At 60.4% G+C, this 26,181-nt stretch carries 23 protein-coding genes and 1 riboswitch; of the genes, 4 read left to right on the top strand and 19 right to left on the bottom strand.

The features are described from left to right. Positions 1 to 106: 106 nt before the first annotated feature. On the bottom strand, positions 107 to 1,759 hold the full coding sequence (locus GMET_RS03575; RefSeq protein WP_004514617.1) for a methyl-accepting chemotaxis protein: 1,653 nt from the start codon (positions 1,757 to 1,759) through the stop codon (positions 107 to 109). 271 nt (positions 1,760 to 2,030) lie between these two features. On the opposite strand from GMET_RS03575, the gene GMET_RS03570 reads away from it, so the two are divergent. The 3 genes from GMET_RS03570 to GMET_RS03560 are packed head-to-tail and all read left to right on the top strand — an operon-like array spanning position 2,031 to position 4,506. Beyond that, complete coding sequence (locus tag GMET_RS03570; protein WP_004514616.1) at positions 2,031 to 3,086, top strand: agmatine deiminase family protein; 1,056 nt, start codon at positions 2,031 to 2,033, stop codon at positions 3,084 to 3,086. Positions 3,087 to 3,088: 2 nt separating this feature from the next. Then, entirely contained in the window at positions 3,089 to 3,973 is an 885-nt protein-coding gene (locus GMET_RS03565) for a carbon-nitrogen hydrolase (protein WP_004514615.1), read from the top strand. A 5-nt stretch (positions 3,974 to 3,978) separates the two neighbouring features. Then, positions 3,979 to 4,506, top strand: coding sequence for a DUF2721 domain-containing protein (locus tag GMET_RS03560; RefSeq protein ID WP_004514614.1), 528 nt, complete (start codon positions 3,979 to 3,981; stop codon positions 4,504 to 4,506). Between the two features lie 128 nt (positions 4,507 to 4,634). Here GMET_RS03560 and GMET_RS03555 read toward each other — a convergent pair whose 3' ends face one another. Beyond that, positions 4,635 to 5,804 carry an IS481-like element ISGme9 family transposase gene (locus GMET_RS03555; protein ID WP_011365616.1) on the bottom strand — a complete coding sequence of 390 codons (1,170 nt, stop codon included), beginning with the start codon at positions 5,802 to 5,804 and terminating at the stop codon, positions 4,635 to 4,637. A 139-nt stretch (positions 5,805 to 5,943) separates the two neighbouring features. Beyond that, positions 5,944 to 7,452: a glycogen synthase gene (locus tag GMET_RS03550; protein WP_004514099.1), complete on the bottom strand. Its 1,509-nt coding sequence runs from the start codon at positions 7,450 to 7,452 to the stop codon at positions 5,944 to 5,946. 168 nt (positions 7,453 to 7,620) lie between these two features. Between GMET_RS03550 and GMET_RS03545 the strand changes: the two genes are divergently transcribed. After that, on the top strand, positions 7,621 to 8,277 hold the full coding sequence (locus GMET_RS03545) for a hypothetical protein (RefSeq protein ID WP_004514098.1): 657 nt from the start codon (positions 7,621 to 7,623) through the stop codon (positions 8,275 to 8,277). A 104-nt stretch (positions 8,278 to 8,381) separates the two neighbouring features. Here GMET_RS03545 and GMET_RS03540 read toward each other — a convergent pair whose 3' ends face one another. From GMET_RS03540 to GMET_RS03470, 16 genes are all read right to left on the bottom strand, one after another. Then, positions 8,382 to 9,431, bottom strand: coding sequence for a hypothetical protein (locus GMET_RS03540; RefSeq protein ID WP_004514097.1), 1,050 nt, complete (start codon positions 9,429 to 9,431; stop codon positions 8,382 to 8,384). 10 nt (positions 9,432 to 9,441) lie between these two features. Continuing rightward, positions 9,442 to 9,693, bottom strand: a complete 252-nt coding sequence (locus tag GMET_RS03535; protein WP_004514096.1) for a hypothetical protein — start codon at positions 9,691 to 9,693, stop codon at positions 9,442 to 9,444. Then, the gene (locus tag GMET_RS19140; RefSeq protein WP_004514095.1) at positions 9,674 to 9,796 is read right to left on the bottom strand and encodes a hypothetical protein; all 123 of its coding nucleotides are present in this window, start codon (positions 9,794 to 9,796) and stop codon (positions 9,674 to 9,676) included. The genes GMET_RS03535 and GMET_RS19140 overlap by 20 nt, the downstream gene beginning before the upstream one ends. A gap of 19 nt (positions 9,797 to 9,815) precedes the next feature. Further along, positions 9,816 to 10,007, bottom strand: coding sequence for a hypothetical protein (locus tag GMET_RS03530; protein ID WP_004514094.1), 192 nt, complete (start codon positions 10,005 to 10,007; stop codon positions 9,816 to 9,818). Positions 10,008 to 10,441: 434 nt separating this feature from the next. After that, positions 10,442 to 11,824 carry a sigma-54-dependent transcriptional regulator gene (locus tag GMET_RS03525; protein WP_004514093.1) on the bottom strand — a complete coding sequence of 461 codons (1,383 nt, stop codon included), beginning with the start codon at positions 11,822 to 11,824 and terminating at the stop codon, positions 10,442 to 10,444. Positions 11,825 to 11,862: 38 nt separating this feature from the next. Next, on the bottom strand, positions 11,863 to 13,830 hold the full coding sequence (locus GMET_RS03520; RefSeq protein ID WP_004514092.1) for a cache domain-containing protein: 1,968 nt from the start codon (positions 13,828 to 13,830) through the stop codon (positions 11,863 to 11,865). 152 nt (positions 13,831 to 13,982) lie between these two features. Then, positions 13,983 to 16,445, bottom strand: coding sequence for a putative bifunctional diguanylate cyclase/phosphodiesterase (locus GMET_RS03515; RefSeq protein WP_011365712.1), 2,463 nt, complete (start codon positions 16,443 to 16,445; stop codon positions 13,983 to 13,985). Positions 16,446 to 16,668: 223 nt separating this feature from the next. Next, positions 16,669 to 17,805, bottom strand: coding sequence for a trans-sulfuration enzyme family protein (locus tag GMET_RS03510; RefSeq protein ID WP_004514090.1), 1,137 nt, complete (start codon positions 17,803 to 17,805; stop codon positions 16,669 to 16,671). 34 nt (positions 17,806 to 17,839) lie between these two features. Further along, entirely contained in the window at positions 17,840 to 19,015 is a 1,176-nt protein-coding gene (locus GMET_RS03505) for a trans-sulfuration enzyme family protein (protein ID WP_004514089.1), read from the bottom strand. Positions 19,016 to 19,095: 80 nt separating this feature from the next. Further along, positions 19,096 to 19,201: riboswitch (SAM riboswitch) on the bottom strand. 102 nt (positions 19,202 to 19,303) lie between these two features. Beyond that, positions 19,304 to 20,083 carry an inositol monophosphatase family protein gene (locus GMET_RS03500; RefSeq protein ID WP_004514088.1) on the bottom strand — a complete coding sequence of 260 codons (780 nt, stop codon included), beginning with the start codon at positions 20,081 to 20,083 and terminating at the stop codon, positions 19,304 to 19,306. A 218-nt stretch (positions 20,084 to 20,301) separates the two neighbouring features. After that, positions 20,302 to 21,048, bottom strand: a complete 747-nt coding sequence (locus GMET_RS03495; protein ID WP_004514087.1) for a sensor histidine kinase — start codon at positions 21,046 to 21,048, stop codon at positions 20,302 to 20,304. A 220-nt stretch (positions 21,049 to 21,268) separates the two neighbouring features. Further along, positions 21,269 to 22,735: an ammonium transporter gene (locus GMET_RS03490; RefSeq protein ID WP_011365710.1), complete on the bottom strand. Its 1,467-nt coding sequence runs from the start codon at positions 22,733 to 22,735 to the stop codon at positions 21,269 to 21,271. A 34-nt stretch (positions 22,736 to 22,769) separates the two neighbouring features. After that, entirely contained in the window at positions 22,770 to 23,108 is a 339-nt protein-coding gene (locus GMET_RS03485; protein ID WP_004514085.1) for a P-II family nitrogen regulator, read from the bottom strand. A 26-nt stretch (positions 23,109 to 23,134) separates the two neighbouring features. Continuing rightward, the gene (locus GMET_RS03480; protein WP_004514084.1) at positions 23,135 to 23,884 is read right to left on the bottom strand and encodes a hypothetical protein; all 750 of its coding nucleotides are present in this window, start codon (positions 23,882 to 23,884) and stop codon (positions 23,135 to 23,137) included. A 378-nt stretch (positions 23,885 to 24,262) separates the two neighbouring features. Continuing rightward, positions 24,263 to 25,414: a homocitrate synthase gene (gene nifV, locus GMET_RS03475; RefSeq protein ID WP_011365709.1), complete on the bottom strand. Its 1,152-nt coding sequence runs from the start codon at positions 25,412 to 25,414 to the stop codon at positions 24,263 to 24,265. Positions 25,415 to 25,598: 184 nt separating this feature from the next. Next, positions 25,599 to 25,931, bottom strand: a complete 333-nt coding sequence (locus GMET_RS03470) for a cupin domain-containing protein (protein ID WP_004514082.1) — start codon at positions 25,929 to 25,931, stop codon at positions 25,599 to 25,601. Positions 25,932 to 26,181: the final 250 nt, after the last annotated feature.

Raw genomic sequence — 26,181 nt, 5'->3', positions numbered from 1 at the left:
GTCCAGTCAAAGAAAAGCCCGCGAGATGATTCGCGGGCTTTTCTTGATAGGGCCTTAACACTGTGCCGACGACGGGGCAGCTCCCTCAGGCCGGAACAACGGGTCTTCAGGCAGCCAACGTGAACTGCCCCACCAGAACCTGGAGGTCCTCGGCCAGCCTGGCAAGCTGCTCCGCGGCCTGGGCCGACTCCTCTGCTCCCCGGGCAGTGTGCCCGACAACATCGGTAATCTGCCGGATATTCTCGCTGATTTCGCAAGTGGTGGCGGTCTGCTGTTCGCTGGCCGTGGCAATCTGGCTCACCTGCATGGTAACGCCGCCGATCTGCTCGAGGATCGCCTGGAGTGCCTCACCTGACAAGGAAGCGTCGGTGGTCCCCTTCTCCACCTCCTTCACCCCTTCCTCCATGGATGTTACCGCCCCTTTGGTTTCTCCCTGGATGGCCTTGATCATCTGGGCGATTTCCTTGGTGGCTTTGGTGGTCCGCTCGGCCAGCGCCCGCACCTCGTCGGCGACCACGGCGAAACCGCGGCCCTGCTCGCCGGCCCGAGCCGCTTCAATGGCGGCGTTCAAGGCAAGCAGGTTTGTCTGGTCGGCAATATCCTCGATGGTGCCGACGATTTCTCCGATCTGGTCGCTCCGCGCTCCGAGGCTCCCCACGGCCTGGGACGATGAGCGGACCCGGTCGGCAATCCGGTTCATGACCGTAAGGGTCTCCTGCACCACCGACGAACCTGTTTCCGCCCGCGCGTTGGCGTGGCGGGAGCTCTCGGCGGCCATGGTGCAGTTCTGGGCGATTTCCGCCGATGTGGCGGCCATTTCCTCACTGGCAGTGGCCACAGTTGCGGCTTGCTGGGCAACTTCCTCAGCACCGGTGGACATCTGGATGGCAGTGGCGTGGAGTTGCGTTGCGGCAGCAGTCACCTGGGAAGCATTCTGGGTAACATGTCCGATAATCTCGTTCATTTTCTCCGCCGTTGTGTTCACTTGGCGGGAAAGAATTCCCATTTCATCGCCGGTATCAACTTCGGAGCGGGCGGTAAGGTCTCCGGATGCCACCCGGCTCAAGATGGCGAGCACCGTATTGAGGGGGCGGCTGATGGAGGCGGCAATGGCCCCCCCACCGGCAAGCGCCAGGAGAATGGAGACAATCATGACCACCGACATCTCCACAAGGGCACGCCGATAGGACGCCATATCTTCCGCATACATCGCTTTGCTATCCTTGACATTGGCGTCCACAAGGGAAGCGATGATTTTTGCCGGATTGTCGTAAAGCGGGGCAACACTCCCGGTTGCAAACGCCACGGCTTCGGCGCGGGAAGCGGCGTCTCCGGATGCAGCGGCCGAACGCGCCATCTCTGCGAGTTTGGCCCCACCCGCCACATAGGCATCGTACCCATTCTTGAATTCCGCAATCTGAGCCTTCTCCGCATCGGTTATGCCGGATTTCAGAAACTGGTCAAGGGACTCTTTGATCGAGGCCGCGCTTTTCTTGAACTCGCCTTCCTTCTGCTCAATCTTGTCGGCATCCGTCAGTGCCAGCATATACACCAATGCGAGCCGCATCTGCAGGAAATCACTTTTCATTTCAGAAACTTGGGCAATATGCTCAATACCGGAGCTGATATTCCCCATATGCTTGGACAAGCCTCGCATATTGACAAGACCGAATCCCCCGACCACTATGAGCGAGAGGCACACTCCGCACACCATGATCAGCAGCTTCGCCTTTACTTTGAGATTGTTCCAGAAACTCATACAGGAACCCCTTTCAGCAGTGATATTGTAGAGATGAGAAGAGCTTTAACTCACATTCAATCCTCTCCACTCCGTTCCTTATCGGACAGGATCTCCGCACCTTGAGCGTTAAATGGAAAAAAATTGCAAAACACCGGTTCTACTAATATACAAGATGTCTCAGCGAACAACCCCATGAACCATTGGGCACATGAAATCATCCATTGTATATTCACCCCACTTTTTATAGTATTTCTTGTCTTTACCGGCAACAGCCCCAAAGGAATGAAACATGATCACACGCCTCCCGGCCGAATGGGAAGAGCAGGACGGCGTCCTCCTCGCCTGGCCCCACGCGGAAAGCGACTGGCTCCCCTGGCTTCCCATGGTGGAACTGGTCTTTGCCCAGATAGTCAAAGAAATCGCCCACTTCGAAGCCGTACTCCTTGTCGCTGCCGAAGGGGAACGGACTTCCGCCATTCTCTCCGCAGCAGGAGCATCGATGGAGCGGGTGCGAATAGTGGAAATTCCCACAAATGACACCTGGGCAAGGGATTTCGGCCCGCTCACCGTGGAGCGTGATGGCAATCCCGTGCTCCTTGACTTCGGATTCAACGGCTGGGGGTTGAAGTTCGCCGCAGACCGCGACAACCTCATTACCGGCCGTCTTCACCGGACCGGCGCTTTCGGAAATGCCGCGCTGGAAACCGTAGGCCTCATCCTGGAAGGCGGAAGCATCGAGAGCGACGGTAATGGGACGATCCTAACCACCGCCGAGTGCCTCCTGAACCCCAACCGCAACCCCCACCTGTCGCAGGAGCAGATCGAGATCAGTCTGAAGGAGCAGTTCGGCGCAGATCGTATCCTCTGGCTGGAAAACGGCTGGCTGGCTGGCGACGACACCGACTCCCACATCGATACCCTGGCACGGCTCGCCCCCGACGACACTATCGTCTACGTCCGGTGCGACGACGCCGCCGACGAGCATTATCCGGCCCTCTTCCTCATGGAGAAAGAGTTGAAAGCGATGCGAACGAGTGAGGGAAGCCCCTACCGCCTGATTCCACTCCCCTGGCCACGCCCCTGCCACGACGAGGATGGTGAGCGGCTTCCGGCCACCTACGCCAACTACCTCGTCATAAACGGCGCCGTCCTGGTTCCCACCTACGGCGATCCAGGCGACGATGCCGCCCTGGCGGCCATCGGCCAGGCATTCCCCGGTCGGGAGATCATCGGCATTGATTGCCGCCCCCTCATCCTGCAACATGGCTCGCTCCACTGCGTGACCATGCAGCTGCCGAAGGGGACCCTTGCACCGGAACCACGAAACGTCACCAGAGAGGTATGAAAATGTCAAAGCTTACCGTCGGCCTCGTGCAGCAGAGCTGCACCAGCGATAAAGACCTGAATCTGGCTAAAAGCATCGAGAACATCCGCAAGGCTAGCGCCCTGGGCGCTAAACTCGTGGTGCTGCAGGAGCTCCACTGCGGCCCCTACTTCTGCCAGAACGAGGACACCGGCCACTTCGACCTGGCCGAGGAGATCCCTGGCCCCACCACCGAACTACTGGGGGGCGTTGCCAGGGAGTTCGGCGTGGTGCTTGTCTCTTCCCTCTTCGAGAAACGGGCGTCGGGGATTTACCACAACACCGCCGTGGTCTTCGAGAAAGACGGCTCCATCGCCGGGAAATACCGTAAGATGCACATCCCCGACGATCCCGGCTACTACGAGAAGTTCTACTTCACTCCCGGCGACCTGGGTTTTGAGCCCATACGCACCTCGGTGGGAAAACTCGGCGTCCTCGTCTGCTGGGACCAGTGGTATCCCGAAGCGGCCCGCCTCATGGCCCTTGCCGGAGCCGACCTCCTCATCTACCCCACGGCCATCGGCTGGGACCCGAGGGACGAGGACGAGGAGAAGGTACGCCAGAAAGAGGCCTGGATTACCATCCAGAGGGGGCACGCCGTGGCCAACGGCATACCGGTGGTGAGCGTGAACCGTGTGGGGCTCGAACCCGACCCTTCCGGCGTGCTGCCGGGGAGCCTCTTCTGGGGTTCCAGCTTCGTGGCCGGCCCCCAGGGTGAAATCCTCACCCAGGCCTCCAACGACCGGGAGGAACTCCTCTCTGTCGAGCTTGATCTTGACCGCAGCGAGGCGGTGCGCCGCATCTGGCCGTTCCTGCGGGACCGGCGAATCGACGCCTATCAAGATCTGCTGAAGCGGTACCGGGACTGACCGCCATGGCACTTCAGGACAAGGAACTACTCGAAGCCCTCGCCAGCACCAAGATTCTCACCTCCATGATCACGCCGGCGGTACTCATCTCCGCCGCCGGCACCCTCATCTTCTCCACCTCCAACCGGCTGGGGCGGATCTTCGACCGGGTGAACAGCCTGAAGAGCGAGCTGGAGGCGGTACTGGCAGGGAAACTCTCCCATGCCGAGGAGCGGCTCGCCGTAATCCGCACCCAGGTGGAGATCCAGCACGTCCGGGCCGGTCTCATGCAGAAGGCCCTGTCGGCCCTCTACACGGCCACCGCGTTTTTCATTGCCGCGAGCCTCGCCATCGCCTTCAACGTGGCCTACGGCAGCTTTGCCACCAGTTGGATTCCCACGGCCCTGGCCCTGGCAGGAGGACTCTTCCTCTTCGCCGCCAGCGCGCTGCTCCTCTACGAGAGCCGCTACAACCTCACCTTCATCAACCGGCATATCCGGTTCATCAAATACCTGGAAGACCGCCACGAGGAGGAACGCGGCAAGCACACTTGATCCCACACGAAAACGGGGGAGCGGGCATCGCGCCCACTCCCCCGTCATGTTTTCTATTCCCTACATGTTGAGTGCCACGACATCGTGGACAACTTTTTGTGCCATGACATCGTGGACACTCATCTGAATCACCGCAGTTTGTAATCGAATTCCTCGACCTGATTTTTATCCAGGAAGAGTTTCAGTTTCTGTTCTTTGACATCGATAGTCGCCACCACGTATTCAAGCGCTGTCTCCGGTGGAACCGAGAAGCATTCGCCGAAGATGTTCAGCTTCAGGTCACTGCGGATAAGGCGGACAGCATGATATTTTCCGACTTCTGGCTTCTTCAGGCGATGCCTGGGAGGTTCATCCTCAGTCGGGAACCTCAGTTGCACATGCGAGGTGGCCAGTGCTTTCAGCGGCGTACTCCCCTTTAGCTTGCTGTAGCGATACTTGCTGTTGTGTCGCTGCTCAAAGGTCAGTGAGCCGACTTTCAATTCCTCTTCTGAAGTCATGATGACTTTGCCGAGGAACCGTTGTTGGTACCGGTCGTTGAACTTTTCGATCATGCCGTTTCTCCATGGTTCAGCCATGGGTATGAACCATGGTTCGACATCGTTATGCAGGCAAAGACGAATCAGTGGTCCCATGCCGCGGGGATGTGTCGGGCTGCCGAAGAATGACATGGCATTGTCAACCTGGAGTCGTTCTGGGATGCCTAGTCGTTTCCAGACTTCCCACAAACCGTCAATGACCATCTGACCAGCTTTGGACCGAGATGAGTGCAACCCGCACCTGACGGTTGCTGTATCGACAACATTCAGGCTGTAGAAGCGAATTGGCCCTGTCAGATAGCATGGACCAACGAGATCAGCTTGGTGCGTCTGGTTCGGCAACGCTGACGGCAGAACTGGGTAAAGCGTCCCTTTGGCTTCGTATTTGCCGGTGCGCCGATGTGTCAGTTCATTCCTTGCAAGAATCCGATTGATGGTTCTGGTAGAAGGCAACGGCTTGACACCCAGGTCCTCCAACTCCCACAGGATGGCCTGTGCACCACAGAACAAGCCCTTGTTGTAGAGATTGAGGCGAACCATTTTGACGATTTCTTCAATCTCTGCCGTTGTACGGTTCGGCATGGATTGTGGGCATCGGGATCGCTCGTCACTCCATACAGGGTCATCTCCATTCTGGCGAGCAACCCATTTGTATAGCCAGGAACGAGACTTGCCGAGTGATGTGCAAATTGATTCCGGGGTTTCGCCGTTTCTGAACCGTTGAACGGCCAACACCCGAAGCTGCTTGTTTTTATCTTCCATGAACACCTCCGAGTTTGATGTGGTGTTCACAGAATGCCGTGGCGACTATTCGATTGTCAGAGAACTTTGTCTACGATGTGCTGGCACATTTTTCTGTCCACGATGTCGTGGCACTCAACACCTACAACCTGCTGCAGGATTACCCCTTGCCGTACCGCCGGGCAAATTCCTTCTCGCCCAGGCGCTTGCGGAGGGCCCGACCGTAGAGATCCTCGTACCTGGCTGCCGCATCCTCCCAGGTGAAGCGCTTGGCCATGGCATTGGCGATGAGCCGCTCCATGGCGTCCTTGCGGTGGTACCAGGTGTGGACCGCCCAGCCGACGGTGTCGAAGAGGGCCCCGGCGTCGCGACTCCAGAACTTGAAGCCGGTGCCGACAAGGGTCTTCTCGTCGAAGTTCTCCACGCTGTCATCGAGCCCCCCCGTGGCCCGGACAATGGGAAGGGTGCCGTAGCGGAGCGAATACATCTGGTTGAGGCCGCACGGCTCGAAGGCGCTCGGCATGAGGAAAAAGTCGGCCCCTGCCTCGATCTGGTGGGAGAGGGGGTTGTTGTACCCCACGAAGATATTGAACTTGTCGGGGTAGGCGTTCTTGATATCGCCGAAGTAGAAGTGGGTCCAGGGCTCGCCGGCCCCGAGCATGACAAATTGGACATCGAGAGCGAGGATGCGATGGATCGCCTCGGCCAGGATGTCTACCCCCTTCTGCTTCACGAGCCGCGACACCATGCCGAAGAGGGGAACGTCATCCCGTTCCGGGAGGCCGAAGGTCCGCTGGAGATCCCGCTTGCAGAGCTTCTTCCCCGAGAGGTCGGCGGCCGAATAGCGGGCCGCGATATAGGGGTCCACCTCCGGGTTCCAGTCTTCGTAGTCGACCCCGTTCAGAATGCCGTAGAGGTCGGCCGCCCGCTCCCGCACCACCCCGTCGAGCCCCCAGCCGTATTCGGGGGTCTGCATCTCCCGGGCATACCCCTCGCTCACGGTATTGAGGACCGTGGCGTGGTAAAGCCCCCCCTTGAGGAGGTTCGCCTCGCCGTTGTTTTCCAGCCCCAGGAAGGTGAAGTGCTCCCAGCCGATGCCGAGGACATCCATGAGCCCCTCGTAGAAGTTCCCTTGGTGCTGCATGTTGTGGACGCTGAGGACCGTGGCCTTCCCCCCCACGTAGGGGTCGGCGGCGTAGGTGGTATTGACGAGGACCGGAATGGCCGCCGTGTGCCAGTCGTGGGCGTGGAGGAGGTCCGGCTCGAAACCGATCATCTTCGGCAGCTCCAGGGCCGCCTTGGAGAGGAAGACGAAGCGGTTGTCGTTGTCGAGGAATCCCTCGTTGTTCACCTCGTAGAGACCGTCGCGGTCGTAGTATCCCTCGTGCTCCAGGAAATAGACCGGGACATCACTTCCCGGAATCCGGCCTTCCCAGACGCCACAGTATTGGTTACCGATGACCCCCATGGGGACCACGAGTACGCCGGGAAGCTGCTTCAGACCATAGCGTTCCCGATCCACCCTCTTGTAGCGGGGCATCACCACCCGCACGTCGTGCCCCATGCGGGCCAGGTGCTTCGGCAACACCCCCACCACATCGGCGAGTCCCCCCTCCTTGGCAAAAGGAACGCATTCGGAGGCGGCCATGAGGATCTTCAGTTTTTTCATCGGATGGGAACTCCCTCGTTACACTAGAAATCGATAGCAAACGTGTGAATTGTACCCCGAACCGTTATCCCCAGCCAAGGCAAAACATGGCGCCGATTCATTCTGCCGTTGGTGCGGGAGGCGTTCTGTGGTATCACTCGAAAAAGAACCGAACAAGGAGAACCGATCATGACCGACATCCCCAAATCATCGGGCGAGCGCTTCATCGAACGCATCATGGGGGAGCTGGACCCCACGTCGGAACGCTTCCAGGTCCTGGAGACCGCCAAGCGCTTCAAGTCATCATGGGTGGAACTGGGGGACCGGCTCCTGGCCGTCAGCTCACGGGACCTCTACAAGGAATGGGGCTACGGAAGCTTCGAGGATTACTGCACCAAGGAGATCAGGATCAAGAAGGAGACGGCCCAGAAGCTGACTCTCGCGTACCGCTTCATGGAGAAGAACGAGCCGGAGCTCATGGCGCGCCGCGAAGAGCCCCGCCCCTTCCCCGACTACCGCTCCATCGACCTCCTGCGCCAGGCCCGGGAGGAGAAGGGGTTCTCCGACGAGGAGTACGCGGATCTGCGCAAGAGCGTGGTGGAACAGGAACGGAGCCATCCCACCGTCCTAAAACAGTTCAAGGAAGTGGCCAAGACCCGCGAGGAGCCCGTGAGCGACCCGTCGGTCCCCCTGAAAGCGGCCCTCGGCGCGGCGCGACGCCTCGACACCGCCCTGCGTGGGGTAGAGGAGCTTCCCGGCGACTACCGGGAGATGGTGGAGCGCCTCATTGCATCTCTGGAAGAAGAGCTGGAGGGGCTGCAGGTGGTCGTGGAACACCGCGCATAAGAAAGCCAAGACGGCATAAACGCGAAGAGGCGACGGGAAATCCCGCCGCCTCTTCTGTTTTTCAGGTTTTTCCCGGTCCCGATCCCCGGTCCCGGGTCCCTGCCTTAATGCTTTTGTTCCACCGCACTCTTGGCCGGACCGTTCATCCGGATGGCCGCGGAGAATTCCATCCAGAAGATCAGGTAGATGGAGATCATAAGGGAGAGGCCGATGTTCTGGTTCTCCACGCCAAGGGCCTTGGCCAGAATCGGGGAGGCAAAGCCGGCGCCGAGGTTTCCGGTGAACCGCTCCAGGAAGTAGAAGGCCACGAGGGTCAGGGCCGTGCCGACGAACATGATGGCGAGGCCGCGGCCACGCTTGAACCAGTACTTGGGAGAGAAGCCGAACATCCGCATGAAGATCACCACCCAGATGAGCCAGACCGAGTAGTCGACTGCCGCGTCGGGGAGGGCAAGCTTGCCCTTCACCAGGAAGAGCTCAAGCACGGTCACGGCGCCAAGGAGAATGAACATCCAGGAGAACTTCTCGTTGGCCTGGGTCTGCCACTGGCGGCTGTCGGGAGCGCTCGTTTCCTGGGCGGAATGGGCATGGGTTCCCAGGGCCGAGAAGAGAATCGCGAACCAGATGCCGGCATTATGGAACAGAAGCGATGCGTGGTTGCCTGCCACGTTGGCGATGCGCGACATGGGATCGGTGGCGAAGTCGGCGGTAATACGCATCAGGAAGAGGTTCACGACAATCGAGCAGCAGGTGATGACGGCAAGGGTGAATATCTTACGCGGCAACAGATACGGATCAACCCGGTCAGGGAAGCCAAGGATGAAGGCGAACCAGATCAGGTACATGATGAGGGGGATGCCGTAGCAGATCCCGTAAACCGAGTTGCCGGCAAAATCCCCTGCCTGGGCATAGATCTCGTAGTTGTTGCTCTTGTCGGCGTCGGTGTTTACGGCCTTGACCACATCCTTGGCCATCAGCTTCACATGGGGGAGGAGCCCCATGGCGTACCACCCGTGGTCTCCCTGGGTGGTGTCGACGACCCAGTACTGGTCGCCCATCATCTCGTCGAGTCCCTGGAATATCCTCATGCTGAATGCGGCGCAAAGGGCCACCACAACAAAGAGCAGGATTGCGTTCTTGATTGACATTGGCATGGCTATTCTCCTAGTTCTTATGGGTTGTCCAGAACATGGACACCGCATTCGCCGCGAACAGGCCGTAGAGCCACATGGTGTTCCAGGCCGGTCCGCTCCAGTGGCTCCCGTGTCCGCCCCCCACAACCCCCGAGGCGATGAAGAGACCTATCATGGCAGTGCCGGCCACCATGGCTACCGCACGGAGGATGGCGCTGTTGCGCCAGGTGTGCCGCTCCAGTTGCTCAATTCTAGCCAGCAGTTCAAGCTCTCTTTCGCTCATCTCTCTTCTCCTTTACCAAAGAAATAACCGTTAAGGCCGCCACAATCGTCAGGGCATACAGGATATACGGTCCATCAAGGTGCAGACTCAGGTTGTACAGCATGACTTCCTCCTTTTATTGCTCAACACTTTACCGGTGTAAGTACCTCGTGGGGAAACCGTTCCGACAGCTCCTGGTACTTCATGCACTCGCGGTACCGGCAGCTGCAGAACTTGATGATCATGTTGACGTCGTGGGGTGAGATGTAACCGCACCCCACGTCGCAGATGTCATCGCTTTTGCCGTAGAAGGGGCAGACAATTCCGTCCTTCATGGGAACCTCTATCACTAAACCGTTTCGGTTTTTCTGCCGCGCATGGGAGGAGTGCCGGTTCATCTGGTCGTCACCATCCCCGGCTCCGACCCATGCTTTTCGAAGGAGTAACTGATTTTGGTAAGAGCAACCTGTATACCAAATCGGTGAAAATATTTTTACAAACCAAATATCACAGTAATTACAAACACTTAAAAACAGTATTCAGTTCGCTGTGAACCAAAAGCGAGGAGAGATATCTAACGGTGTTTTTGCAGGCATGCAAGGAGAGAAGTGGCGGCGAGTCGGAGAGAGGCGGCTACGGAGACCGTCAACAGAGCATAACACATTGACATTGCTGTCATTTGCAACATTGCGGCCCTTCCCCTCGCAGGGGTGCGAGGGGGATTCTTCGGGGTTTTGCAAAAATGCAAAGATGAGAGAGGGAGCTGGAGCTATTCTTCGCGGCGCAGGTTGTACTTCTTCATTTTCCGGTAGATGGTGGCCATGTTCATCCCCGCCTCACGGGCGGCTGCCTCCACATTGCCACGGTTTTTCCGCAACAGTCCCCGGATGTAGTCCATCTCGAAGCGGGAAAGGGCCTGGGCGTAGGCACCCTCCTCCCCTTCCGCCTCCACGGCCGGCTCGTCCCGTGGCTCGGGAAGCTCGATGAACTGGGAGAGGACCGACAGCGTAATGTATTCGCCGCTCTCCATGGCTGTGCAGGCCTCGATCACGTTCCTGAGCTGGCGGATGTTGCCGGGCCAGGCATAGCCAACGGCCGCTTCCAGGGAGTCGGGTGACAACCCCTTGATTGCGGTGTCGAATTTCTTGTTCTGCTGGGCAATGAAATGGGCCGCCAGGAGCGGGATATCCCCCTTGCGCTCCCGCAGCGGCGGGAGATGGAGGTTCACCACGTTGAGGCGGTAGTAGAGGTCCTCCCGGAAGGCGCCGCTCTTGACCCCTTCCCGCAGGTCGGCGTTGGTGGCCGAGATGATCCGCACGTCCACCTTGGTGGGGGTGGTGTCGCCAATGCGGAGAAACTCCTGCTCCTGGAGGAAACGGAGAAGCGTCTTCTGCACGTTCATGGGGAGGTTCCCCACCTCGTCCAGAAACAGGGTTCCCCCGTCGGCCGCCTCCAGAAGTCCCTGGCGGTTTTCCTTGGCGCCAGTGAAGGCCCCCTTGCGGTAGCCGAAGAGCTCGCTCTCCAGGAGCGTCTCCGGCAGGGCACCGCAGTTGATGGCAACGAACTTCTTTTCCTTGCGGACCGAGTTGTAGTGGATCGCCTGGGCGATGAGCTCCTTGCCGGTCCCCGACTCGCCGGTGATGAGCACCGACGTGTCCCGGATGGCGATTTTCTCCACCTTCTCCAAAACCCCCTTGAGCCCGTCCGAGGCGCCGATTATGTTGTCGAAGCGGAACTTACCCACCAGCTTCTCGCGCAGCTCCCGGTTCTCTTCCAGAAGCTCGGTGTGCTTGAGGGCGTTTTTCACCCGGTAGAGGAGCTCCTCGGGCTCGAAGGGCTTGGTCAGCATGTCGTAGGCGCCCCGGCGCAGGGCCTGGATCGACATCTCCACCGTGGCGTAGGCGGTGATCATGATGACCGGAATGGCCGGCTCCTTGGCCTTGATCCGCTGGAGCACCTCCAGACCATCCATCCCCGGCATCTTGATGTCCGAGACCACCAGATCCCAGTCGCCGGGCCGAAACTCCTCCACCGCCTCGAAGGAGCGGGTGTACCCCTTCACGCCATAGCCGCTATCCAGAAGCACCGCCTCCATCATCCGGCAGAGCCCCTCCTCGTTGTCGATGAGCATGATGCGCTTGTTTTCGGACACTCTCTACCCCTGTGAAAAAAATTCGTTCCTACCGGCCGTCACAGCTCGTCCCGGTCCACCGGCAGCTTCACAATCACGTCGGACCCCTTCCCCACTTCGCTCAGGATGCTGATCTTGCCATGGTGCATCTCGATGATCTGCTTCGTGATGGCAAGGCCGAGCCCCGTCCCCTTGGCCTTGGTGGTGAAGAAGGGCTCGAAAATTTTTTCGATGTCCTCGGCGGGTATTCCCGCCCCGTTGTCACAGAAGACGATGTTTACGTACCCCTCGCCGTCCAGGAACGATTTCACCGTCAGGGTCCCTTCCCCGGACATGGCGGCTCCGGCGTTCAGGATCAGGTTGATGGCCACCTGCCTGATCTGGTCGCCGTCGACCATGACCCGGGGCAATTCGGGAGAGAAATCCTTCACGACGGTCACGTGGTGCATGTCGGTGTGATTGGCGGCGAAATCGACGATCTGCCCCAGCAGGTCGTTCACGTCGGTCCACTCCAGGGCCGGCTTGGGGGTGCGGGCATAGGAGAGGAGATCCTGGACGATCTTCTTGCACCGCTTGCTCTCCCGCTTGATCTCGTGGATGAACCTGTAGTTGGGATCATCCTCGCTGGTTTTCCCCTCGATGTAGGAGGCGTAGCCAAGGATAACCCCGAGTGGGTTGTTGATCTCGTGGGCCACCCCCGAGGAGAGGACACCGAGGGACGCCATCTTCCCCTGCTGGGCGAGGCTTGCCTCCATCTCCTTGTTCTGGCGGATCATGGCGGTCATCAGGTTAAAGGCCGACGCCATCTCGCCCAGCTCATCCCCCGCATCCACCTCCATCTGCTCGTCGAGCCGCCCTTTCTTCACCCTACGGATCACGTCGATCATGTGCATGATGGGCTGAGTGAAAATCTTGGCCGCCAGGAAGACCAGCCCGGTGGCCACAACACTCGTCACAATGGTCAGCAGCGTCATGGAGGCTGCGATCCGGCCCCGGATCTTGTTGGCCTCCCCGTAGAACTCGTCCTCGTAGGAGCCGACCGCCACAATCCATCCCCACGGTTTGAAGTAGTCGTAGCGGACGATCTTCATCCGCGGGTTCTTTTCCCCGGGGTTGAGCCAGGGATAGCGGATCCAGCCCCGCTTCTTCTCCACCATTTCCTTGATGAACTTGTGGCCGCTGGAATCCACGGCGTTGAGGAAATTCTTCCCCTCCCCGCCGGGGTGAACGGTGAAGTTCCCCTTGTCGTCCATGCAGAAAATGTAGCCGGTATCCCCCACCTTCTTGCTCTTGATCTTATCCTTCAGCTCCTGGAAAGAGCGGCGCTCAAAGGCGAGGTCTTCGTAGGTCTCCTCCAGGTAGCCCCCCGAGGCGATGATCCAGTCCCACTCCCGGAAATAACGGTAGGCAACCACCTTGTTGCGGGGATACTTGTCGCCGAGCACCGGGTTGCGCCAGGGGTAGACGATGTAGAGGACCTCCCCCGGCTTGGACTTCAGGGCGTTCTCGCACATGATCCGGATGAAGGGGCGGCCGTTCTCGTCCTTCTCCTCGTAGACGTTCTCCCCCTCCCGGGCGATGTGCACCTCCAGATCCCCCTTGGTGGACATGGCGTAGATGTAGCCGGTCGTCCCCACGTTGACCCGTTTCAGGGCCTTGCGGGCCTCTTCCTTGGCGGTCCGGAGGTCGACCTTGCCGCTCTTGTACTGGCGATGCTGGGCCTCCACCATGTTGTAGGCAAGGGTGGTGAGGGTGGCCAGCTCCAGGTTGGTGCTCCGCTGCTTGTCCTGCTTGTATACCTGGAACTGCTGGTAGTGGGAATTGAGGAGGTCGATGGTGAAACTGGCCATGTGGGCCAGGTCGTCCTTGCTGGTCTGGGTGATCCCCCGGTACGCCTGTTGGGTTGAAATGTAGCTGATGACCCCACCGACCAGAACGATCGGAACCGTCACGAGGGGGAGCACCAGCACCAGCATCTTCCAGCGCAGCTTCAGGTTGTTCATGAAGGCAAAAAAATAGCGGCGCACGGGATCCCCTGTCCTGAAAGTTAGCGAAGTCAAAGGACATACTATGTATACGTCATAAAAAAATCCAGTATTATTTGCAGAATTGCGAAAGCGTTACGGGGAAATCTGAAACGGGAGACGGCGAACCCCATGGGGGGAACAGCGGGGGGATTTCAGCGGACTTTCAGGTTCTCCTCGACCGCCGCGGGCAGCAGGGGATGGGCGAAGTAAAACCCCTGCACTTCGTCGCACCCCCGCTCCTTGAGCAGCTCAAGTTCATCCTCATGTTCGACCCCCTCGGCCAGGACCCGCAGCCCCAGGCTGTGGGCCATGGCGATAATGGCCTCGACAATGGCCCGGTCGTCCAGGTCCTTGACGATGTCCCGGACAAAGGAGCGGTCGATCTTGAGGCGGTCGAGGGGAAAGTGCTTGAGGTAGCTGAGGGAAGAGTAGCCGGTGCCGAAATCGTCGATGGCCAGGTGGATCCCCCGGACCTTCAGGTCGATGAGGGTCATGATGGATTCCTGGGCTCCGGCCATGAGGGAGCTTTCGGTCAGTTCCAGTTCCAGGAGTTCCGGATCAAGCTCCGTTTCCTCCAGGACCCGGTCGACCATGTCGATGAACCCCGGCTGGTTGAACTGGTGCCCCGACACGTTGACTGCCACCCGTACCGGCGGAAGCCCCGGCTGCTGCCACTGCCGGCACTGGAGACAGGCGGTCCGCAGGACCCACTCGCCGAGCCGCCGGATGAGTCCGGTCTCCTCCGCCACCGGGATGAAACGATTCGGGTAGATAAGCCCGTCTTCGGGATGCTGCCAGCGTACCAGGGCCTCGAAACTGAAGATCCTTCCGCTGCGTAGCTCTATTTGTGGCTGGTACTCCAGGAAGAACTCGTCGTTGGCAAAGGCACGGTGGAGGCTCCCCTCAAGGTGGCGGCGCTCCCGGGCCTCGCGGTTCAATTCCTCGGAGAAGAAGCTGAATGCGTTTCGCCCCTGCTCCTTGGCCGCGTAGAGGGCCATGTCGGCGTGGGTCAGGAGGGTGTCGCCGTCATCGCCATCACCGGGGGAGAGGGCAATACCGATACTCGTCGAGATGAACAACTCCTTGTCGTCGATCTCAAAGGGGGTGTTGAGCAATTCGAGAATGGAATGGGCGAGGCTCCCGACGCTCCTCTTGTCGCGGAGGCCGGTAACCAGAAACACGAACTCGTCGCCGCCGAGCCGCGCAAGAAACTCGGTGGGACGAAGATTGTCGCCAAGCCGGGCGGCAACGGCCAACAGGAGCTGATCGCCGTAGGCATGCCCCAGTGTGTCGTTGATGTCCTTGAACCGGTCCAGGTCGAGGAAGAGAAGGGCGATCATGTCGCCGTCGGTGCGGCTCCGCCGGATGGCCTGGGCGAGTTTGTCCTGAAAGAGGCTGCGGTTGGGGAGCCGGGTAAGGGGGTCGTAGAAAGCCAGCCGGCGGATCTCCTCCTCGGACCGCTTCCGCTCGCTGATGTCATGGGCGATGCAGACAATCCCCACCACCTCGCCGGTGGGGCTTCTCATGACCGCTCCGGAAACGGAAACCGGGATGGCGGCACCATCCCTGGCAAGGTAGATGAGTTCCCGTTCCGGCACCTGCCCCCGCTCGGCCATTTCACGCAGGAGTTCTCTCTCCTCCGCACCGCCGGCGACAATCCGGCCGAAGGGACTCCCCAGGAGTTCGTTCTCGCCATAGCCCAGGATGGTACAGAGGGCCGGATTGACGCTGATGATCGTCCAGTCGGTGGAGAGGATGACGAGGGCGTCGGCCATGGACTGGATCACGTTGTCGAGGAAGTTCCTCGCCGTGACGATCTCGTTCTTGGTGAATTGCAGCTCCCCTGTCATCCGATTGAAGGCGACGGCGAGGGTGCCGATCTCGTTGCGGGCCGTCACCTCGACCCGCGTATCGAGAAGCCCCTGCCCTACCTGTTCGACGCCGTCGCGGAGAAGCGCTATGGGACGGGAAATGGAAGCGGCGACGAGGGACCCGCCGCCGATGGCGAGAACGAGGGCAACCAGCGAGGCCACGGCAATGGTGAACTGTGCTGTTCTGATCGCTTGCCGCACCTCGGCCTTGGCGGCGTCGAGTTCCTCGCTTTTGTGGGCAAAGGCCTGACTGACCGCTGCAAAGAAGGCCCCCTCCTCCCCCCGTGACCGCTCACGAATGCTGCGAAGCTCAGCCTCCGGGGCTTCCGACAGGACCAGCCGCAGATGCACCCTGCTCGTCTCGAGAAGCCTTCGCCCGGCCCGATCCACATCGGCCACCAGAGGGCGCTCTTCGGGGTCGAGGGAGGAACTCAGCGACTGCAGCCGTGCGAGGGCCTCATCAAGGGTCTCGATTCCTGACGAGGCCAATACAATCGAGTCCCCTCGCCGCGCGGCATCGCCCCTCTGTTTCACGATAAGGGTATGCTCGGCGGATGAGGAAACGATCCGAAGACCGGCAAAGCGGAGGTCCTCCAGCGTCCTGAGGAGAGGAAAAACCTCCTCGGCCACCCGGTCGAACTCTCCGCTGATTTTGGTAATGGCACGGCCGCCGAAGTATCCCACCAGCGCGGTGAGCAGGGCGAAAATGAAGCAACCCGCCGTCAACGTGGTCCGTATCCGCATGGTGTCCGACTATCCTTTCCTTGCCCGGTGCGTGTCCATGGGGACAAACAGCTCCTCCCCGAACTTCACCTATACTATTATATCGGCAAAGAATCGAAACTTTTTACTCCCAAAGGGGAAAAGTTTGCCAATGCCCCGATGGTCTGACCATGACGCAAAACGCCCCGGAACCGTCGGAGCATACCGAGGATCCCGGGGCGAGAACCGTGCTGCCTGAATGGGTTCAGCCGTTGATGAGCCGGTCCATCTCCGCGATGAGGTCGTCGGCCTCCTCCAGCCCCACCGAGAGGCGCACGAGCGTGTCGCCGATGCCGCGGGCGGCCCGCTCCTCGGGGGGCATGGCCGCATGGGACATCCTGGCCGGGTAGGAGATGATGCTCTCCACCCCGCCGAGGCTCACGGCGAAGGCGGCCAGCTTCATCCCCTCCAGGAGCCGGCGGGTAACCTCCAGGGAGTCGAGGGCAAAGGAGAGAACCGCGCCGGGACCCGAGCTCTGGCGGGCATGGATTGCATGGCCGGGGTGGCTCGGAAGGCCGGGGTACAGCACCCGGGTCACCCGCTTCTCTCCCGCCAGCCACGAGGCGATGCGGGTCGCGCTCCGCTGGCTCTCCTCCATCCGCACCCGAAGGGTCTTGAGCCCCCGGAGCACGAGCCACGAATCCTGGGGGCCGAGGATGGCGCCGAAGGCATTCTGAATGAAGCGGATCCGCTTCCCCAACTCGGGGTCCTTCACCACGGCAAAGCCGCAGATGACGTCGCTGTGGCCGTTCAGGAACTTGGTCCCGCTGTGGAGGACGATGTCGCACCCCACCTCCAGGGGCCTCTGGAGGTAGGGAGTCATGAAGGTGTTGTCCACCAGCGTTATGGCGCCCCGCTCCCGGGCGATGCGGGCCGCGCCTTCCAGGTCGGTGATCTTGAGAAGCGGGTTCGACGGGCTCTCCAGGAAGAGCCCCTTGGTCTCGGGCCGGAACGCAGCGGCGATGGCGTCCAGATCGGTGGCATCCACGAAGGTGGAGGTGATGCCGAGGCGGCTGAAGAGCTGGGTCAGGACCCGGAACGTCCCCCCGTACACATCCTCGCAGACCACCAGGTGATCCCCCGGCGAGAAGAGAAGCAGCACCGACGAGATGGCCGCCATCCCCGAGGCGTAGGCAAACCCGCGAGTTCCTCCCTCCAGCTGGGCAATGGTCTCCTCCAGGGCCTCCCGAGTGGGATTGTCGGAACGGGCATAGTCATACTTGCCGAAGTGATCCACCGACTCCTGACGAAAGGTAGAGGTCTGGTAGATGGGGATGGAAACCGCCCCGGTGGTGGGGTCGATGTCGTGGCCGGTGTGGATGATGCGGGTGCCGAATTTCATACAATATTCCTTTCGATAAGCGATTTGAAAGCCTTTACCGGTCCCCGGTTCCCGATCCCTGGTCCCCGCCTTCAAACGCCTGGGCCAGGTCGTCGATCAGGTCGTCCGCGTCCTCGATCCCCACGGAGAGGCGCAGGAGCACATCGTTGATCCCAAGCCGCTGCCGCAGTTCGGGCGGAATATCGGCATGGGTCTGGACCTGGGGGAAGGTAATGAGGGTTTCCACCCCGCCGAGGCTCTCGGCGAAGGATATCACTTCCGTCTTCAGAAGCAAACGCTCCACGAGCGCATGCTCGTCCACCTCGAAGGCAATCATGGCACCGAAGCCCCGTGCCTGGCGGGCGAGGAGTTCATGGCCGGGGTGGCCGGGGTGGCCGGAGAGGCCGGGGTAGTAGACCTTCCGCACCCGCGGGTGATTCGAAAGCCACTGGGCGACCCGCCCTGCGTTCTCCTGCTGTCGGTCGAGGCGCACCGAAAGGGTCTTCATCCCCCGGATGGTGAGCCAGGAATCCTGGGGGCCCAGGACCGCACCCACCGAGTTCTGGAGGAAGTAGACCCGCTCGGCCAGCTGCGGGTCCTTCACCGCCACGAGGCCGGAGACCGTGTCGTTGTGGCCGGCCAGGTACTTGGTGGCGCTGTAGACGGTGATGTCGGCCCCATGGTCGAAGGGGCGCAGGAGATAGGGGGTGAGGAAGGTGTTGTCCACGATGTGGAGAAGCCCCCGCTCCCGGCAGAGGGCCGAGAGGGCCGCGATGTCGGCTACCTTGAGGAGCGGGTTGGTGAGGGACTCCACGAAGAGGGCCTTCGTTTCTGGGCGGATGGCGGCACGCACTGCCTTGATGTCGCTCGTGTCCACGTAGGTGAAGGAGAGCTCGTACTGGGTGAAGATCTGGTCGAAGAGACGACAGGTACCGCCGTAGAGATCCTCGGTCACCACCAAGTGGTCCCCCTTCTTGAAGAGGAGGAGGAGATTGGCGATGGCGGCCATGCCCGAGGCGTAGGCGAAGCCCCGGGCGCCTCCCTCCAGGCGGGCGATCCCCTCCTCCAGGGCCTGCCGGGTGGGGTTGCCGGAGCGGGTATAGTCGTAGCCGGTGCTCTGGCCGAGCCCCGGGTGCCGGAAGGTGGCCGTCTGGTAGATGGGGACCGTCACCGCGCCGGTGCGGGTGTCCCACTCAAGTCCGATCTGTGCTGTCTGGGTTGCGATGTTCATGGTGGTTTTGCCTCCTGAATGAAAAAATCCCCTTCCGGGGTGCGGAAGAGGATTTTTCGCCGTTACGGCGGCAACGCTCTTCCTTATCTCCCGGAACGTTGCCGTTCCGCAGGATTTGGCACCGTCCCCTTGCGGGGGGTTGCCGCGACGTCATAGGGCCAGTCCCTCGGTCGCTCGTGATAAGAAATGAATCTATTCAGTTGTCAACCGACTCTATTGTTAAGCTATTTGCTAAAGATACCTGAGAGAAACTCTAGCAAAGGAGTCATATATCGTCAACCTATTTTTTCACATCACTTTACCCGACAATACCGCCAGCATTTCGTCGTGGATAAGGCCGTTGGAAGCCAGAATGCGGTGGTCGTCGATGGCAAAGGGCTCGCCGGCATGGTTCGTCACCCACCCCCCCGCCTCGGTGACCAGGAGCTGGCCGGCGGCCACGTCCCAGGGTTTCAGCTTCACCTCCCAGTAGCCGTCGAGACGGCCCGCAGCCACGTAAGCCAGATCGAGGGCCGCAGCCCCGGCCCGGCGCACGGCCCGGGCGGCAAACTGGAAGCTGAAGAAGTTGGCGAAGTTGTTCTCGTTGTCGCGGGTCCGGTCATAGGGGAAGCCGGTGGCGAGGAGGCACTGCTTGAGTGGCTGGCGGGATGAAACCCGGATGGGCCTGCCGTTCACGAAGGCCCCCTCTCCTTTCACGGCGGTGAAGAGTTCGTCCATGACCGGGTGGTAGATGACGCCAAGCCTTACCTCGCCGTCGATCTCCAGGGCGATGGAGACGCAGAACCAGGGGAAACCGTGGGCGTAGTTGGTGGTGCCGTCGAGGGGGTCCACGATCCAGCGGTGAGGGGACATCCCCGCATCCCGCGTCCCCTCCTCGGCCAGAATGCCGTGGCCCGGATGGGCACCGCGGATGGTGGCGACGATCAGGTCCTCGCACGCCCGGTCCACCTCGGTGACCAGATCGATCTCCCCCTTGAAGCGGATATCGTGCTCCTCCCAGAGCCGCTGCCGCTGGATGGCGCCGGCGCTGCGCGCGGCCCGGATCGCCGTCTCCAGAAATTCCTTCATCATGATTCCCCCGTGCCCTAGAATTTGTCAGTAAGAATAACACGGAGAGAGGGAGAGCACGGAGAAAAACCATATTACGAGAACGGCGGTTCAATACAGACACTGAGACAGAGAAAAAACAAGCCAACGGGAGTAACACCTACCCCTCGACAACACGACAACGTGTGAAGAAAACTCCGTGCTCTCCGTCTCTCCGTGTTATTGGGCTTTTTAAAGGGTTATTCCGCAACGGGAAAGGTCAGGGTGAAGGTGGTCCCCTCTCCCACCACGCTCTTCACGGCGATGGCGCCGCCGATTCCTTCCATGAGCTTGCGGGTGATGAAGAGGCCGAGGCCGGTCCCCTCCCCCGGCTCCTTGGTGGTGAAGAAGGGGGTAAAGATCCGCTCCTGGGCGTCAGGGGGGATGCCGGGACCGGTGTCGGCCACCTGCACCGTAACGGCCGTCTCGCTCTCCTGAACCGTCCGCAGGAAGAGAGTTCCCCCCTCACCCATGGCCTGGAAGGCGTTCATGACCAGGTTGATGATCACCTGTTTCACCCGGTTGGCGTCGGCGGCGATGAAGGGGAGCCGGTGGTCCAGGTCCTCGATGACACCGATGGACCGCTTCCCGGCCTCGAAGCGGAGGAAGGTCATGACCTCGCCGATGACCTGGTTCGCATCCGCCTCGGCCCGCCCCCCACTATCCCGCCGGGCAAAGGAGAGGACCCCCTTGGTCAGCTCGGCCAGGCGGTGGGCCTCCTCGTTGACCCGCTCCACCATCTCGCGGACGAACTCGGGCAGTTCCTCCTCCCGGAGGATCATCTGGGTGGCCGAGACAATGACCGACAGGGGGGTGTTCAGCTCGTGAACCACTCCCGCCGCCATCCTCCCCAGTTCCGCCATCTTCTCGTTGAAGGCAAGCAGTTCCAGAAGTTCCCCTTCCACGTTGCCGTTGTCGGGGAGATATTTCGCCAGTGCATCCGCCATGGGTCCTCTGGTGCAGACCGGTTAAATAGGGTGCCTCATACCTTGTAGGCACGAGGCGTGCCAGAAGCACCATTCGTATTATCAACAAGTTACAAAGCAATCCAAGCAAACAGGGCAAAACATGCACACCATTTAGGCAGCAAAGCGCCCACAATTGAGGCACAAAGAAAGCCGCCCCGATAGAGGCGGCTTCAATGTTGCGAGTGAATCGGCAAAACGCTCAGTTGTAGGCCGACTCGGAATGCTGGGTCTGGTCGAGCCCCATGATCTCGTCTTCCTTTTCCACGCGGAGCCCGATGGTCTTGTGGAGGACAAAGGCAATAACAAGGGTGACGATGAAGGCATAGGCGCCGGCGGCCACGACTGCAATCACCTGGGTTAAGAACTGGGAGACATTGCCGGAGAGGAGCCCCGTGGCGCCGACGGTGGCGAAGATACCGGTGGTGAGGGCGCCGAAGGTCCCCCCCACTCCGTGGACACCGAAGGCGTCGAGGGAGTCGTCGTACTTGAGCTTGGCCTTCAGCAGCACGCCACCATAGCAGACCACGCCCGCCGCAAGTCCCATGAGGATGGCGGCCCCGGGTTGCACGAAACCGGCAGCGGGGGTAATGACGACCAGGCCGGCAACGACACCGGAACCGAAACCGAGGGCGGAAGGTTTGCCCGCGTGAATCCATTCCGCGATCATCCAGGAAAGGCCGCCGGCAGCCGGCGCGATGGTCGTGGTGGCAAAGGCGAGACCGGCCAGCCCCCCCGCCGCGTCGGAGCAGTTGGCCCCGACGATGGCGGAACCGGCGTTGAAGCCGAACCAGCCGAACCAGAGCATGCCGACGCCGAGCATAGTCAGCGGCAGGCTGTGGGGCGCCATCCGCTCGTGGGGAAACCCGTGCCGCTTGCCGAGGAAGATGAGAAACGCCAGGGCCGAGATACCGGAGGAGAGGTGAACAACCGTGCCGCCGGCGAAGTCGAGAGCGCCTTTCTTGAAGAGCCAGCCGTCGCTCATCCAGACCCAGTGGGCCAAGGGGTCGTACACCAGGGTGGTCCAGAGGAGCACGAAGACGCAGTAGGCGGAGAACTTCACCCGCTCGGCCAGGGCGCCGGAGATGAGGGCAACGGTAATCATGGCGAACATGCACTGGAACATGGCGAAGACGTACTCAGGGATGGCCCCCGGTGCGGTCGGCACGTTCTGAAAGAGGGCGTAGACCGGGTTGCCATCCTTGAAGGTGATGAGACCGTTCAGGAGCGCCTTGCTCAGGTTCCCGAGGAGGCCGCCGCCGATGTCAGGGCCGAAGGAGAGGGAGTAGCCAATCACCGCCCATTGCACACCGACGATCCCCATGGCGACAAAGGAGTGCATGATCGTCGAGAGGACGTTCTTGCCCCGGACCATGCCGCCGTAGAAGAAGGCAAGGCCCGGAATCATGAAGAGGACCATGGCGGCGGAGACGAGCATCCAGGCGGTGTCGCCGGTATTGAGAACCGGATCGACGTTTTTCGGTGCGGCAGGGGTGGCCGGAGCAGCGGCGGGCGCCGCGGTGACAGCGGGCGCAAGGGCAGCCGTCTGGGCCGAGGACAGGGCAGCCTGTGCCGGAGCGGCGGTCTTCACCTCCTCTGCCAGGAGGGCGACCGGGAGCGAGAGCGCGACAGTTGCCAGCAATGCGACAAATGATAGTTTAAACTTCATTGGTTACCTCCATGGACTGATCTATTCCTGCCTCTCAGATGGCCTCGGCACCCTTTTCGCCGGTCCTGATCCTGACCGCCTCGTCGAGGGGAAGGATGAATATCTTGCCGTCGCCGATTCTGCCGGTCTTGGCGGTATTTTCTATGGTTTCCACCACCTTGGCCACCACCTCATCGGCAACCGCAATCTCAATCTTAACCTTTGGAATGAAATCGACAACATACTCGGCACCGCGGTAGAGTTCGGTATGCCCCTTCTGGCGACCGAATCCCTTTACTTCGCTCACAGTTATTCCTTCCACGCCGATTTCGGTGAGCGCATCCTTTACCTCGTCCAGCTTGAACGGTTTGATTATCGCTTCGATGAGCTTCATTGCTTACCTCCGAATGTCGTTTAGACCTAAGGGATGTTGATGTCGAGCTGCGTGGTGATGGTATTCTTGCCGCCGGTGTAGGCGTTGTTGTAGATGTCGTAGCCGACGATCAGCGAGACGTTTTTGGAGAAGGCCCAGCAAACACCGAAGTTCAGGGCACCTGCACCGCTGTTGCCGCTCTGGTAATCAACTGCCGCCCACAGCTTGTCGGAAATCTCGCTCATGGTCCGGTCCCAGGAGAGGAGCACGCCGTCATTGGCGGCCTTTCCGTTTTCGTCCACCAGCACCCTGCCGCTGCCGTGGTAGTACCCGGCAGAGATTCTCCCGATGACGGGAAGCGTCTTCGCAGCCAGGGCATACGTGATGTTCTGGGTGGTCACCCCCACTTTCGTACCGAAATTGTAGCCACCGACGGCAAGGGCCGGCGAATAGGGAAACAGGGCATCCTCAGGGGTGCCGATCTTCGCGTTGAAGTAGAAGGGGCTGCTGTCGGTGGCTGAATTGGTACCGGTTTCCATATAGTCGACCCCCACCTCCATCTGCAGCTTCTCGAAGGGGAGAACGCCAACCGTCACGCCGGCATCATAGGTATTGGTAGTGACGCCGTTGTGCTTGGACGTGCGGGTATAGTTATCGAGGCCAAGGTGAACCGTCTTGAATGCCTGGACATCGGTGGACGGAATCCATATCTGGGTGGAGGGGGTTGCCAGAGCGGCGCCGCAGGTGGCGGCCACCAGTGCCAGTGCCAGGGAAAAAGTCTTCAGTGTCTTGTTCATGTCCATACTCCTTTGTAAGTTTTATTGTATTGCATCTGCACTGCACACGATTCATCGGGTCCCGCACACGCCTCCTTTCCACTAAGTAAACAAAAAAGGCGCCTCCGCTTGGTAGCGGAAGGCGCCTTTGCCTTGCTGATCCGTTTGCTTCTCTAGTGCTTTTCCCGGCCAGCGACACAACCTTTGTGCCCCCGGCTTCTGGTAACGAATTAGCATAAGGCATGCCATCACGCCTCATTAAATTCCCGCCAAGTAATTCCGTGAGGTTAGCAAGCATTGGCGTGCCGGACAGAAAAAACAAGGGGGGGCGCATCGCTTACGCCACCTCCATTTGCACATTATATAAGCACTCATTATTTCCAGAGTGCCCCATTCTTCTCATGCCGCCCTGAGGGCGCACCGCCCCGCGGCATGGAGGGCTCGAAGCTCCCCGTCGGAGAGGGGGCGCTTCAGCCGCTGGGCCATGGCCCGCACCCCATCCATCAGAGCACCTGCCTCCTGCCGGGAGAGCTCAATCCCCATCTGCCGGAAACGCTCCACAAGGCCGCTGGTCCCCGAATGCTTCCCCACCACGATGTGTCGGCAAAGCCCCACCTCGGCCGGATCGAACCCCTCGTAGTTGCGGGCATCCTTGATGACCCCGTCGGCGTGAAGCCCCGATTCATGGGAGAATACCCGCTCCCCCACTACCGCCTTCCAGGGGGGGACCGGCCGCTGGGAGGCCCTTCCAACGAAGCGGGAAATCTCGTGGAAGCGGTGGGTGTCGATCCCCGGGTCGATGCCGCAGGCAAGCTTGAGCCCCATCACCACCTCTTCCAGAGCCGCGTTGCCTGCCCGCTCCCCGAGGCCGTTCACCGTGGTGTTCACAAAACGGGCACCAGCCTTGATGCCGGCGAGGGCGTTGGCTGTGGCCATCCCCAGGTCATTGTGGGTGTGGACCTCGATGTCAAGGCCGGGGGCTGCAGCCCGCAGGGCCTTCACCTTCTCGTACATGGTGAACGGGTCGAGAATGCCGAGAGTGTCGCAGAAGCGGAAGCGGTCTCCCCCCATGGAGCAGGTGATCTCCATGAGCTCGGCCAGGAACCCGAGGTCGGCCCGGCTCGCGTCCTCCCCACCGACGGAGACGTAGAGATCATGTTCTTTGGCAAAGCCCAGGGCCCGTTTCAGCTGCTCCATGACCCCATCCCGGCTTGTGCGGAGTTTGTGGGCAATCATCTGGTCAGAGACCGAGAGGGAGATGTCCACCGCCGCAACGCCGCAGGCCAGGGATGCCTCGATGTCGGGGATCACGGCCCGGTTCCAGGTGATGAGTCGGGCGTTGAGCCCCAGGTCCACCAGGGCACGGATCACCTCCCGCTCCTCCTCCCCCATGGCCGGGATGCCGCATTCCAGCTCCTGCACCCCGATGTCGTCCAGCAGCCGGGCGATGGCCAGCTTTTCCCTTTTGCTGAAAACGACGCCAGCGGTCTGCTCGCCGTCGCGCAGAGTGGTGTCGTCGATAATGACTGTGTTCTTTGTCGCGCTTTCCATGGCAGGCTCCTTTCGAAAAAAAAGCCCCGGAACTGATGTTCCGGGGCGCCATTGCCGATTAATCTCGAATTGTACCTGACTTTAAAGCACAAGGCGTGCCACGCCCATGCCCTACCATAGAAACCCCTTACTTCCGGCTTACGAAGCCGATGGGGAAAAAAGCCTGACTGTTTTATAAACAGGTTTATGCCCGGATCATCACCAGCAGCATCTTGAACGGGGTCACCGCCCGCAGGGCGTGGGGCTGATTGGCGGGCATGATGATGAACTGCCCCTCCTTCACCCGGTGGTCGGTGCCGACAATGGTGATGTCGGCCTCGCCGTCCACGATCTCCACGAAGGCATCGTAGGGGGCAGTATGCTCGCTCAGCCCCTGCCCCTTATCGAAGGCGAAGAGGGTGATTGTGCCCACCTTCTTGTCGTTGAGGGTCTTGCTCACAACGGAGCCTTCCTGGTATGCGATAAGTTCCTTCAGATCAATGGCGCGTCCCACCAGGGATTCGGTCGTGCCGCTCATGATTTCCTCCTTGCCGAAGCCGTGCCCCGGCCGATGTGTTTGATGTTCTCCCTCTGGAATAACGATATACCATGGAACCACGGCAGCGTTTGACCCCGGTCAAAAAAACTTTTTCCTGCTAATTTTCAGCTAAGTTTCCCCTGCTACCGTTCTCACCATACGGACCCAACCTATGACGTCGCCGTCGATGCAGCACAAGGGACCGCTCTCGACCGAAATGAGGAAGACTGATCCGCGACAAAAACCGGCA

The sequence above is a fragment of the Geobacter metallireducens GS-15 genome (assembly GCF_000012925.1).
Classification (GTDB): Bacteria; Desulfobacterota; Desulfuromonadia; order Geobacterales; family Geobacteraceae; genus Geobacter; species Geobacter metallireducens.
This window is presented reverse-complemented; position numbering and strand designations above follow the sequence as displayed.

Coding starts and splice junctions, on each gene's coding strand:
- GMET_RS03500 (WP_004514088.1), bottom strand. CDS start 20,083: ATGAAGGAATTTCTGGAGACGGCGATCCGGGCCGCGCGCAGCGCCGGC.
- GMET_RS03515 (WP_011365712.1), bottom strand. CDS start 16,445: ATGCGGATACGGACCACGTTGACGGCGGGTTGCTTCATTTTCGCCCTG.
- GMET_RS03485 (WP_004514085.1), bottom strand. CDS start 23,108: ATGAAGCTCATCGAAGCGATAATCAAACCGTTCAAGCTGGACGAGGTA.
- nifV (WP_011365709.1), bottom strand. CDS start 25,414: ATGGAAAGCGCGACAAAGAACACAGTCATTATCGACGACACCACTCTG.
- GMET_RS03470 (WP_004514082.1), bottom strand. CDS start 25,931: ATGAGCGGCACGACCGAATCCCTGGTGGGACGCGCCATTGATCTGAAG.
- GMET_RS03570 (WP_004514616.1), top strand. CDS start 2,031: ATGATCACACGCCTCCCGGCCGAATGGGAAGAGCAGGACGGCGTCCTC.
- GMET_RS03550 (WP_004514099.1), bottom strand. CDS start 7,452: ATGAAAAAACTGAAGATCCTCATGGCCGCCTCCGAATGCGTTCCTTTT.
- GMET_RS03490 (WP_011365710.1), bottom strand. CDS start 22,735: ATGAAGTTTAAACTATCATTTGTCGCATTGCTGGCAACTGTCGCGCTC.
- GMET_RS03540 (WP_004514097.1), bottom strand. CDS start 9,431: ATGCCAATGTCAATCAAGAACGCAATCCTGCTCTTTGTTGTGGTGGCC.
- GMET_RS03535 (WP_004514096.1), bottom strand. CDS start 9,693: ATGAGCGAAAGAGAGCTTGAACTGCTGGCTAGAATTGAGCAACTGGAG.
- GMET_RS03495 (WP_004514087.1), bottom strand. CDS start 21,048: ATGGCGGATGCACTGGCGAAATATCTCCCCGACAACGGCAACGTGGAA.
- GMET_RS03530 (WP_004514094.1), bottom strand. CDS start 10,007: ATGAAGGACGGAATTGTCTGCCCCTTCTACGGCAAAAGCGATGACATC.
- GMET_RS03560 (WP_004514614.1), top strand. CDS start 3,979: ATGGCACTTCAGGACAAGGAACTACTCGAAGCCCTCGCCAGCACCAAG.
- GMET_RS03505 (WP_004514089.1), bottom strand. CDS start 19,015: ATGAACATCGCAACCCAGACAGCACAGATCGGACTTGAGTGGGACACC.
- GMET_RS03555 (WP_011365616.1), bottom strand. CDS start 5,804: ATGGAAGATAAAAACAAGCAGCTTCGGGTGTTGGCCGTTCAACGGTTC.
- GMET_RS03565 (WP_004514615.1), top strand. CDS start 3,089: ATGTCAAAGCTTACCGTCGGCCTCGTGCAGCAGAGCTGCACCAGCGAT.
- GMET_RS19140 (WP_004514095.1), bottom strand. CDS start 9,796: ATGCTGTACAACCTGAGTCTGCACCTTGATGGACCGTATATCCTGTAT.
- GMET_RS03480 (WP_004514084.1), bottom strand. CDS start 23,884: ATGAACAAGACACTGAAGACTTTTTCCCTGGCACTGGCACTGGTGGCC.
- GMET_RS03575 (WP_004514617.1), bottom strand. CDS start 1,759: ATGAGTTTCTGGAACAATCTCAAAGTAAAGGCGAAGCTGCTGATCATG.
- GMET_RS03545 (WP_004514098.1), top strand. CDS start 7,621: ATGACCGACATCCCCAAATCATCGGGCGAGCGCTTCATCGAACGCATC.
- GMET_RS03510 (WP_004514090.1), bottom strand. CDS start 17,805: ATGAAATTCGGCACCCGCATCATCCACACCGGCCACGACATCGACCCC.